The sequence below is a fragment of the Streptomyces sp. NPDC034084 genome (assembly GCF_055575535.1).
Genome location: NZ_JBVISK010000014.1, coordinates 25,963 through 35,992, shown reverse-complemented (window position 1 = coordinate 35,992; position 10,030 = coordinate 25,963). Strand labels below are relative to the sequence as shown.

8 protein-coding genes are annotated in these 10,030 nt (G+C 70.5%); 3 read left to right on the top strand and 5 right to left on the bottom strand.

The window, feature by feature from the left end:
• The coding region (locus ACZ51I_RS31290) for an acyl-CoA dehydrogenase family protein (RefSeq protein WP_132919430.1) at positions 1-95 on the top strand (95 nt) is incomplete at its 5' end.
• 52 nt (positions 96-147) lie between these two features.
• On the opposite strand, the gene ACZ51I_RS31285 is transcribed toward ACZ51I_RS31290, so the two are convergent.
• A complete protein-coding gene (locus tag ACZ51I_RS31285) occupies positions 148-1,350 on the bottom strand; it encodes an LCP family protein (RefSeq protein WP_468882675.1) in 1,203 nt (400 codons plus the stop codon).
• Between the two features lie 169 nt (positions 1,351-1,519).
• On the opposite strand from ACZ51I_RS31285, the gene ACZ51I_RS31280 reads away from it, so the two are divergent.
• On the top strand, positions 1,520-2,065 hold the full coding sequence (locus ACZ51I_RS31280) for an acyl-CoA thioesterase (protein ID WP_468882672.1): 546 nt from the start codon (positions 1,520-1,522) through the stop codon (positions 2,063-2,065).
• A 34-nt stretch (positions 2,066-2,099) separates the two neighbouring features.
• Here the strand turns inward: ACZ51I_RS31280 and ACZ51I_RS31275 are convergent, their stop codons facing one another.
• Positions 2,100-3,578 carry an LCP family protein gene (locus ACZ51I_RS31275; protein WP_468882670.1) on the bottom strand — a complete coding sequence of 493 codons (1,479 nt, stop codon included), beginning with the start codon at positions 3,576-3,578 and terminating at the stop codon, positions 2,100-2,102.
• Between the two features lie 125 nt (positions 3,579-3,703).
• Between ACZ51I_RS31275 and ACZ51I_RS31270 the strand changes: the two genes are divergently transcribed.
• Positions 3,704-4,720, top strand: a complete 1,017-nt coding sequence (locus ACZ51I_RS31270; protein ID WP_468882667.1) for a glycosyltransferase family 2 protein — start codon at positions 3,704-3,706, stop codon at positions 4,718-4,720.
• Positions 4,721-4,798: 78 nt separating this feature from the next.
• Here the strand turns inward: ACZ51I_RS31270 and ACZ51I_RS31265 are convergent, their stop codons facing one another.
• From ACZ51I_RS31265 to ACZ51I_RS31255, 3 genes are all read right to left on the bottom strand, one after another.
• A complete protein-coding gene (locus ACZ51I_RS31265) occupies positions 4,799-6,559 on the bottom strand; it encodes an LCP family protein (RefSeq protein ID WP_468882664.1) in 1,761 nt (586 codons plus the stop codon).
• 50 nt (positions 6,560-6,609) lie between these two features.
• Positions 6,610-8,313 (bottom strand): LCP family protein, encoded by a 1,704-nt coding sequence (locus ACZ51I_RS31260; protein WP_468882662.1) that lies wholly within the window; start codon positions 8,311-8,313, stop codon positions 6,610-6,612.
• A gap of 231 nt (positions 8,314-8,544) precedes the next feature.
• Entirely contained in the window at positions 8,545-9,744 is a 1,200-nt protein-coding gene (locus tag ACZ51I_RS31255) for an LCP family protein (RefSeq protein WP_468882659.1), read from the bottom strand.
• Positions 9,745-10,030 lie beyond the last annotated feature (286 nt).

The window sequence follows — 10,030 nt, the reverse complement described above, 5'->3', positions numbered from 1 at the left end:
CCGTCGAGCGCATGATGCGCGACGCCAAGATCACCCAGATCTACGAAGGCACCAACCAGGTCCAGCGCATCGTCATGGCCCGCAACCTCCCGTAAGCACGGCGAAGGGGCGCCCTCCGGCAGGAGAGCGCCCCTTTCCCGCCACGGCTCAGCGGTTGGACTCGACGGTGACCGTCTCGTCGTTCCTGATCTGCTCGACGAGCTGCTTCACCTTCGGCATGTCCCACTTGAGGGAGTTCTGCGGCGCGCCGCCCGAGATCGGCATGTTCATGGACTTGCCGTCGCCGCTGTTGATGCCCTTCATCGCGAAGAACATCTTCCCGAGGTCGTACAGCGACATGTCCTTGTCCACGATCAGCGTGTCCAGACCGGCGCCGAGCGTCGGGTACAGCGCGAACGGGTTGAGGATCGTCCCCGGCGTCGCCGCCTGGTTCGCGAGGGCGGAGAGGAACTTCTGCTGGTTCTTCGTCCGCTGGAGGTCCGACTGGGCGAAGGCGTACCGGGTGCGGACGAAGGCCAGGGCCTGCTCGCCGTTGAGGGTCTGCTCGCCCGCCTGGAAGTCGGCGCCGGACTTCTTGTCCTTGAAGCCCTTGTCGATGTTCAGCTCGACACCGCCGAGCGCGTCCACGATGTTCGCGAAGCCGGCGAAGCCGATCTCCGCGTAGTGGTCGATGCGCAGGCCGGTGTTGAACTCGACGGTCCGCACGAGCAGCTCCGGGCCGTCCATCGCGTAGGCCGCGTTCAGCTTGGAGCCGCCGCGGGCCGGGTACGACTTGCCCGACTCGGAGCCCACGAAGTTCGGGATCGTCACCCAGGAGTCACGGGGCAGCGAGACCATCGTGTTCCCGCTGGAGCAGGCCGCGAGGATCATCATCGAGTCGGTCCGCTTGCCCTCGGCGGAGCCGGTGTGCAGCTTCTTCTTCTCCTCGGCGGACATGCCCTCACGGCTGTCGGAGCCGACGATCAGGTACGTCGTGCAGTCGCCCTCCTCCGGCCGCTCGATGACCTTGGAGAGATCGACCTCGTTGCGCATCTGCGAGCTGGCCCAGGCGTAGGTGCCGATGCCCCAGGCGAGGACGCCGACCACCAGAACGATGGAGCCGACCTTGATCCGCTTGCGCCAGTCCGGCGCGGGCCGGCCCGGTCCCTGCGGGGTGTACTGCGGGGGAACGGTGCCCCGCCCGCCGCCCCGGGCGCCCGGCTGGGGGCCGCCGCCGTAGACCTGGCCGCTGCTGTAGCCCGAGTCGTACCCCTGGTTCTGCGCCTGGGTGAAGTTCGGGTCGTAACCCTGGCCGCCCTGCTGGGAACGCGGCGGCTGCTGCGGAACCTGCGGGCGCTGCACGTGGCTCATCCGGCGGGGTCCCTGGGGCTCATCGGGCCAGTCATTCATACGGACCAGTGTGCCGGGCGGCCCTTTCCGGGCGACAGTCCGGGTGGAGGATAGGACCGCTGCTGTTGCCAAGCTGATGCAAACCGGACCGAACGGCGACGGCGCGAGGACCCGGCATATGGTGGAGGGCATGACAGATCAGGGCGATATCCCGGGCACCCCGCCGGGCAAGCCGACCTCCGCCTCCCGCACCACCCTCAGCCACATCATGACCAGCCACGACACCAACCTCCTGGGCACGGTGCACGGCGGCGTGATCATGAAGCTGGTCGACGACGCGGCGGGCGCCGTCGCGGGCCGGCACTCGGGCGGCCCGGCGGTCACCGCCTCGATGGACGAGATGGTCTTCCTGGAGCCCGTACGGGTCGGGGACCTGCTGCATGTGAAGGCCCAGGTCAACTGGACCGGCCGGTCCTCCATGGAGGTCGGCGTACGGGTCATGGCCGAGCGCTGGAACGAGTCCACGCCCGCCACCCAGGTCGGCTCCGCGTACCTCGTCTTCGCGGCCGTCGACGCTGAGGGCAAGCCCCGCTCCGTGCCCCAGGTCCTCCCGGAAACGGAGCAGGACAAGCGCCGCAACCAGGAAGCCCAGATCCGCCGCACCCACCGCCTGGCCCGCCGTCAGGCCATCAAGGAACTGAGGGAACGCCGAGCGGCAGAGGGCTACGAGGACTGAGCCCGCCGTCGCGGCTCTCGCCCCGGGGGGGCGGTCACGGACACACGACCCGGTCACCGGTGACCGCCTCGAACGGCCCCCCGCCCCCGGCGGCCTCCGCCCGCACCGGCGTGACCCCCTTGTAGTCACCGCCCACCGTCACCCGCAACGTCCCGCCCCTCCCGGCCACGGCCTTGAGCTCCGCCCCCGGCAGCGCCGCGGCCAGGGACTTCGCCGACCGGTCCCACCGGGGGTCGTACTCCACGACGGTCCGCCCCCGCTCCTTCCCGGCCCCGGTCATCGGCGTGCGCGTGGTGTCGAAGCCGGTCGCACGCAGCGCGTCGTCCACCTTGCGCCCGAGCCCGTCGGTCCGGGTCCCGTTGTAGACCTGCACGCGGACCGTCGGCGGCGGCACCTCCACGACGACCGCCCGCGGCGCCTTCCCCGAGGTCGTCGCCTTCTGCGAGGCCGCGGCCGGCGTGAGCGGCCGGTCCTCCCGCAGGGCCTGGAAGAGCTTCTGCGCCTTGGCCGCGTCCCACTTCACGGTCGAGCCGATGCCCTTCACGGGGAAGCTCATCTCCCCGACCGGCACGGACACGAACTCCGACGAGGCCGGGGTGAAGCCGTGCATCGCCTTGGCGAGGGCGAGCAGCTGATCCGTACCGAAGTCCTCGTCGGCCCGTACGGAGCCCAGCATCGTCGTCGCGACCTCGCGGAACCGCACCGGGTTGAGCAGCACCCCGCCGTTCGTCATCCGGTCGATGAGCGCCGCGAGGAACCGCTGCTGCCGCTGCATCCGGCCGATGTCGGCGGCCCCGTCGATGTGCCGGGAGCGCACGTACTGCAGGGCCTGGCCGCCGTCCAGCTCATGGGTGCCGGGGGTCAGGTCGAGACCCGTGTACGAGTCCTTCAGGGACCGCGTCGTACAGATCTGCACGCCGCCGACCGCGTCCACGGTCCGCATGAAGCTGGTGAAGTCGACCTCCAGGTAGTGGTCGATCTTCACGCCGGTCATCGACTCGACGGTCCGCACGGTGAGGCCGGGACCGCCCTCGGCGTAGGCGGCGTTCAGCTTCACCGGATGGGCCCGGTGCTTGGTGCCGCTGTTCTGGTCGGTGTGCTCGGGCATCTCCGCGTACGAGTCCCGGGGGAGGCTGACGACGCTGGCCCGCTCCCGGTCCTCGGAGATGTGGACGAGCATGACGGTGTCGGTGCAGTGACAGGGGGCACCGCCGAGCCGGTACTTCACGCGCTCCTCGGCGGTGATCCGGTCGCGCCCGTCGGTGCCGACGACCAGCACGTTCATCCCGTGCCCGGCCTGCGGCCGGTTCTTCATGTCCTTGAAGGGGTCGACGCGGGTGATCCCGGTGTCCAGGCCGGTCACCACGGCGTGCCCGATCCCGCCGGCCGTGAGGACCCCCACGGAGAGCGCCGTCGCCATCCGCGTCCCCCACCGGGGGCGCCTCCGCGGCCGGCGGACCGGTACGCGGCGGGTGGCGGGCCGGGGACGGGGCGTGCGGGGCGGCGTGGGCACGGACGGACACCTCCGCGGGTGGGACAGGGGAACCGTGAGCACGGTAGGCCCATACGATCAGCGCAAGGGCGCACCACCCGCTCGGCGCGCACGGGTGTCCCCCGTTCGCGGTAACGTGGCGGGCAATGAACGCCACGCCCCCCGTCTCCGTGATCATGCCGGTCCTCAATGAGGAGCGGCATCTGCGCAACTCGGTCCGTCACATCCTGGAGCAGGAGTACGAGGGCGAGATGGAGGTGGTGATCGCGCTCGGCCCGTCCACGGACCGTACGGACGAGATCGCCGCCGAGCTCGTCCGCGAGGACCCCCGTGTGCACACCGTGCCGAACCCCACGGGTCGTACCCCCGCCGCGCTGAACGCGGCGATCCAGGCCTCCCGTCACCCGATCGTGGTACGCGTCGACGGCCACGGGATGCTCTCCCCGAACTACATCGCCACCGCGGTCCGGCTCCTGGAGGAGACCGGCGCGCAGAACGTCGGCGGCATCATGCACGCCGAGGGCGAGAACGCCTGGGAGGACGCGGTCGCCGCCGCCATGACCTCGAAGATCGGCGTGGGCAACGCCGCCTTCCACACGGGCGGCGAGGCCGGCCCGGCGGAGACGGTCTACCTGGGCGTCTTCCGCCGCGAGGCGCTGGAGCAGCAGGGCGGGTACAACGTGGAGTTCATCCGCGCCCAGGACTGGGAGCTGAACTTCCGCATCCGCGAGGCCGGCGGCCTGATCTGGTTCTCGCCGGAGCTCCGCGTCCAGTACCGCCCGCGGCCCTCCGTGAAGGCCCTGGCGAAGCAGTACAAGGACTACGGCCGCTGGCGCCATGTGGTGGCCCGCTACCACCAGGGCTCGATCAACCTCCGCTACCTGGCCCCGCCGACCGCCGTCTGCGCGATCGCCGCCGGCCTCGTCGTGGGCGCGCTGGTCACCCCGCTCGGCTTCGTGATCCCGGCCGGCTACCTCGCCGCGATCACCCTCGGCTCGCTCCCGGCGGGCAAGGGGCTCCCCTTGAAGGCCCGCCTGCAGATCCCGGTGGCCCTCGCGACGATGCACATGTCCTGGGGCTACGGCTTCCTCACCAGCCCCCGCTCCCTGGCCCGGAAGGTCATCGCGAGCCGCCGCCCGGCGGTGACGACGGAGCGCGTCTGACCGTCCCGTACGACCACGGCGAAGGCCGGGCCCCGCGAGGGGGCCCGGCCTTCGCCGTATGGCAGGGAGCGGACCCGGTCAGCTCTTCGACTTGCCGTCCCACTTGTAGACCGAGTAGATGTCCATGCACTCCGCCTTGTCGTCGGCGCCTTCCGGCAGGTCACCGGCCTCGGTCTTCGGCTTCTTGTACGTGTCGCCCTCGCGCCAGTCGGCGCCCACGATCAGGGTGATGCCCTGTGCGTCGGCGGCGGTGTCGGCCCGGACGGCCGAGGCGGGCAGCCCGAGCGCCTTGGCCACGGACTCGGCGTTCGACCTGCCCTGCTCGCCGCTCGCCTTCGGGTAGGTGACGACCGTGTCCTTGCGGCCCTCGCCGCCCTGGGTGGGCTCGGCCTGGGTGAAGCCCTTGCCCTGCAGGGTCGTGGCCATCTTCTTGGCGCGGCCTCCGGCGGCAGGCTGTCCGTCGCCGGCGGTGCCGTTGACGACCGTGACGGCGATGGCGGACGGTGCCTCGGCGGGCTTCTTCGGCTTCGTCGACTTCGACGGCTTCGGCTTGGCGTCGGCGGGGTCGCCGTTCTTGTCGAGGGCGACGTCGTTCCGGAGCATCGACCACATCTTGTCGGCGGACGACGGGACCAGCTGCAGCCACTCCCTGGGCCGCTGCGGGTATTCGGTCGTCGGGACCGTGGCCGTGGTGAGCCGGTCCAGCTTCACGTTCTTGAACTGCATCGACAGGTCGTAGAGCTTCTTCACGGAGCGGATCTCGTCGGAGACCTGGAGGGCCGTGGTGGCCGTCTCGGCCAGGCCCGTCAGCCTGCCCGTGTCGGTCCAGGCGTTCTGCTCCTGAAGCCGCTTCATCATGCCGTTCATGTACATGTGCTGGGCCTTGGCGCGGTTCTGGTCGCTGCCGAACGCGTGCCGGGTGCGCAGCCACTGGAGGGCCTGCTCGCCCTTGATCTCGTGGGTGCCCACGGGGAGCTGGAGGCCGGAGCCGCCGTGCTGCGCCGTGGTCGACCGGTCCCAGACGCCGGTCTTCACGCAGACCGGGACGCCGCCGACCTCGTCGGCCATCGCCACCACACCGGCGAAGTCGACCATCATCCAGTGGTCGATGTAGACCCCGGTGAGGTTCTCCCAGGTGGTGAGGGTGCAGCCGGGGCCGCCGCGCTGGAGCGACTCGTTGATGGGCCGGGTGTCGGTGGCGGCGTACGACGTGCCGTCCTCGCCCTTGCAGTCGGGGATGTGGACGACGGTGTCGCGCGGGATCGAGATGATCGAGGCGTTCTTCCGGTCCGCCGAGATGTGCAACAGCATCTGCACGTCGGCGAGCGGCTTGCGGTTCTTGTCGTCCCGGCCGCCGCCGAGAGCGATGTTCTTCTCGTCGTTCCGGCTGTCGGAGCCGATGAGCAGGATGTTCAGCGGTGTGTCGCCCAGCGCGTTCGGCGCGGCCCTCTTCACGCCGCTGTCGCCGCCCGCGCGGCTGCCGCCGCGGATGTTGCCGTTCAGGTGCTCGTAGTACAGATAACCGGCCCCCGCCGTGCCGAGTATCAGCAGTGACAGCGTGATCGCCGTCCATCGCAGCACCTTGCGTTTGCCGGTCTTCTTCGCGCGACGGCGCGCGGCGGCGCGTCCGCTCGGGCCGGTTCCGCCACCGCCACCGCCACCGCCGCCGCGCCGGCGTCCGGCACGGCTCGGTGCCGCGGAGGCATCGGCCTCCCCGGGAGCGTCGCCCTGCGCGCCGGTCGCCTCGCCGGTGCCGTGCAGGTCGTCGTCCCAGCCCACTTCACGGGCGCGCGGAACGCGTCCCCGCGTCCCCTCCCCACGCACGCTGCTCTTTCCCACCCCAGGTCCCCTCGTCGGTCAGCAGTGCGTCAAGCGCCGGTGTTTCCGGGTCACTTGGCGCACACCTGCTTGTCAGCTGATACCAGATCCTTCGGCGCCTTCGCCGGTCCGGTGATGGGCACCCCCGCGCCCTTGAAGTCGGCGCCGAGGACGAGCGTCATGGGCTCGCGCTCCCCGGCGTCCGTGGTGCCCGGCTTGAGAGCCGTGGCCGGAAGACCCATCATGTCCGCGAGCCTGCGGGCCTGATCGGCCTGGTTCGGGGCATAGGTGAGCGTGGTCCTCGCCGCCTTCTCGGGGGCGTTGCTCTTGTTGGTGGAGCGGTTCACGCCCTGCTCGTTCTGCAGCCAGTTGATGGTCGACTGCGCCGCGCCCCGGATGCCACTGCCGTTGAAGACGTCGACGCGGACCTCGGCCGCGGTGGACCGCGCGCCCTTGAGGAGCGCGGCCTGCGCGTTCTTGGCGTCCTGCTGCTTCTTCTTCACCTCGGTGAGTGAGGTGTCGGACTGGAGCATCGCGAACAGCTGCGGCGCCTTGACCGGGTCCGGGACGACCGTCGCCCTGACCTTCTCGGCGGGGTTGTCGACGACCGGCAGGGTCGTGAACGCGATGTTCTTGGTGTCGATCGACGACAGCTCGCGGGCCAGGTCCTGGAGCTTGGTGAGCGAGCCTATGCCGGAGTCGACGGTGAGGGCGCTCGTCGCCGCGTTGGCGAGGTCGAGCAGCTTGCCCGGATCCGTCAGCGTGTCGTCCGACTTCATCTGGCGGATCATCGAACTCAGGAACTGCTGCTGGACCTTGATGCGGTCGAGGTCGCTCTCGTTGCCGAAGCTGTGCCGGGTGCGGACGAAGGCGAGGGCCTGCTCGCCCTGGATGACGGACTCGCCGGCGGGGAGCTTCAGGTGTGACTTCGGGTCGTCGACGGGCTTCTCGACGCAGACCTTCACGCCGCCGACCGCGGTCGTCATCTCCTTGACGGCGTTGAAGTCGGCCATCATGAAGTGGTCGACCTCGACGCCCGTGAGTTCCTTGACCGTCCGCATGACACAGCCGGGGTCACGGCCGCTCTGGCCGAGGCTCACGTTGAAGCGGACGTCCGTCTCGGCGGGGATCGTCTTGATGCTCCCGTCGGCCTGACGCGTCTCGCACTCGGGGATGTCGGTCTTCATGTCGCGCGGGATGGAGAGCGCCGTGGCGTTCGTCCGGTCCTTGGAGACGTGGAAGAGGATCGTGGTGTCGGCGTGGCCGGGGCTGTTCTTGTCGCCGTAGCCCGCGTTGCCCTCGCCGGTCCGCTTGTCGGTGCCGATGACCAGGATGTTGAAGGCCTTGCCCTTGGCGAACCCGGCGTTGGTGCTCTTGCCGACGACGTCGACGACGTCGAGGTTGTTGTTGAGCTTGTTGTAGATCGCGTACGCGCCCGCCGCGCCGCCCACGAGCACGAACGCCATCGTCCCGCCGGTCCACAGCAGGGCCTTCTTCTTGCGGCTCGGGCCCTGCTTGCGCTTGCGGCGGCTCTGCGGCGGCACCTGGCCGCCCGCGGCCGGCTCGGGGGCGCGGCGGCGGCGCTGGCCGGGGACGGGCGCGTCGGCGGGGTGGTCGGTCGGCGCGGTGGCTCTGCGGGGACGGGACGGGGTCTGCGTGGGCGACTGCCCAGCGGAGCGGTCCAGTCGCAGTTCGTAGTTGCCGGTCTGCGGGTTGAGGACCCACTGGTCGGCGGGGTCGATCTCGTCGGCCCGTCCACGGCTGTGCGCGTCCACGGTTACTCGAGTCCTCCGTCGGTGCCACGCGAGGCGCCTCCCCCACAGGGCGCCGCTCTCTCGGTCGTTCGATCCTTGGTGAGTGCGACCACGCGGTCGGGGTGCACCGGATCGCGTCACACTATCCGCCCAGTTCAGCGTGGGGCGACGTCCGTGACAAATTCCACGCCCCTTACAACCGGGCAATTTGCCCAAACCTCATCGCTCGCCACGCTCCCCTTGGGGCGCGCTTTACTCACACACCCCTTCCGCCGCGTTCCGTCCCGTGAAGGTCGGCGTCGCGGACGGCGGGGCCGTCTCGGCGTCGTCCGGTTTCTGGTCCCCATCCCGCTCCCCGTCCTTCTTCTCGCTCTCGGGCGTCACCAGGACGGGCTTGTCCTCGCGCAGCTGCTTGAAGAGTTCACTCGCCGCCGGTTGCACCAGTTCGTCCCGGTTCGCGTCGTATCGGTAGGAGCGGCGCGGGACCGTGAGGAACTGCACTTTCTCCGTCGGGATGGACCGCATCGCCCGCGCCAGGTCGTACAGGTCCCGCAGCGAGTCGAGCCCCGGGTCCGTGGTGATCGCCTTCGTGGCCGCGTCCAGGACCGGGTAGAGCCTGGTCGGGTTGAGCAGCACCCCGTCGCTCTGCACCTTGTTGACGAGCGCCCCGAGGAACTGCTGCTGGCGGTCCATGCGTTCCGTGTCGCTGCCGTTCCCGAGCGACTTGCGGGCCCGTACGAAACCGAGGGCCTGCTCACCATGGAGCGTCTGGCGCCCCGCGGGGAGCTTCAGCTTCGCGTCCGGATCGTTCACCGGCTCCTTGAGGCAGACCTCCACCCCGTCCACGGCGTCCACCATCTTCTTGAAGCCCCGGAAGTCGATCACCATGTGGTGGTCGACCCTGATCCCGGTCAGCTTCTCGACGGTACGGATCGTGCACGCCGTACCGCCGAACTCGAAGGCCCAGTTGAACTGCGCGAACTGCTCCCGGGTGCGGCTCCCGTCCGCCTTGCGGCAGCTGGGGATCGTCACCAGCAGGTCGCGGGGGACGGAGACGGCCGTCGCGCTCGTCTTCCCCGCCGCGAGGTGCAGCAGGATCGTCGTGTCGGAGCGCTGGGTGCCCTTGTCCCTGCCGTACTTGCGGTTGCCCTCGCCGGCCCGCGTGTCCGAGCCGATGAGCAGGATGTTCCGCGCGGCCGAGGTGCCCGCCGGCGGCCGCTCCTTCTCGTACTTCTCCAGCTCGGCTGCGGCCGTGGTGTCAGTGGTGATGTTGTGGTCGAGCTTCCGGTAGAACCACCAGCCGGCCCCGGCGGCGACCAGCACCACGACCGCGGCACCGAGGGCCGTCCAGCGCAGCCAGTGGCGCCGGCGCGGCTCCGCCGGAGCAGCGGGAGCCTCGTCCTCCGCCGCCGGGGGATCCGGTTCGGCGGGCGTGCCTGCGCGGTCCGTCACGTCTGGGCCCGTCCTTCATGGCGTCGGCGGCGCGCCGGGCGTCCGCCGGTCACAGAAGGAGACGGCCGAACCCGACGCATGGTTGTGCGGAAGGAGTCGACTCCCCCCGGCCGATCATGTACCGGAGCGGGCACGGGGACCCGGGGACTCGGCCCGGCACTACTCCGAATGGTGCGCCAACCGGGGTGGGGCCGGTGCCGGAGGGCCGACCGGGCGCCCCGCCGGCGGGGAGGGCCCGCTGCGGGCGCGTGGACGGGACTTTCGAAACACGCCCTTGTCGGACCGC

Coding starts and splice junctions, on each gene's coding strand:
- ACZ51I_RS31285 (WP_468882675.1), bottom strand. CDS start 1,350: ATGAGCCACGTGCAGCGCCCGCAGGTTCCGCAGCAGCCGCCGCGTTCC.
- ACZ51I_RS31280 (WP_468882672.1), top strand. CDS start 1,520: ATGACAGATCAGGGCGATATCCCGGGCACCCCGCCGGGCAAGCCGACC.
- ACZ51I_RS31270 (WP_468882667.1), top strand. CDS start 3,704: ATGAACGCCACGCCCCCCGTCTCCGTGATCATGCCGGTCCTCAATGAG.